This is a genomic window from Bacillus pretiosus (assembly GCF_051294775.1).
In the GTDB taxonomy this organism is placed as follows: Bacteria; Bacillota; Bacilli; order Bacillales; family Bacillaceae_G; genus Bacillus_A; species Bacillus_A wiedmannii.
The window spans coordinates 1-286 of the sequence record NZ_JBPPHF010000486.1; the positions used below are offsets into that span (position 1 = coordinate 1).

Annotated in this window: 1 protein-coding gene; it reads left to right on the forward strand. The window is 36.4% G+C overall.

Features of this window, described 5'->3' with window-relative positions; genetic code table 11:
* Positions 1-286 (forward strand): reverse transcriptase/maturase family protein (locus tag ACSG5Z_RS31850; protein ID WP_435712947.1); only part of this gene is annotated, 286 nt, incomplete at both ends.

Here is a 286-nt window from a genome sequence, read left to right on the forward strand (position 1 = left end):
GCTATAACCCTACCCCTGTTAAGCGAGTATATATTGATAAAAAAGGGAGTAAGAAAAAGCGTCCTCTAGGGGTACCGACATTTGACGATAAACTTGTCCAATTAGAAATAAAGTATATCTTAGAAGCTATTTATGAACCAAACTTCTCTGAGAACTCACATGGATTCAGGAAAAATAGGGGTTGTCATACAGCTTTGAGACAAATTAAAAAGAGTGGCAGCGGAACTAAATGGTTTATTGAAGGTGATATTCAAGGTTACTTTGACAATATTGACCACCATATCCT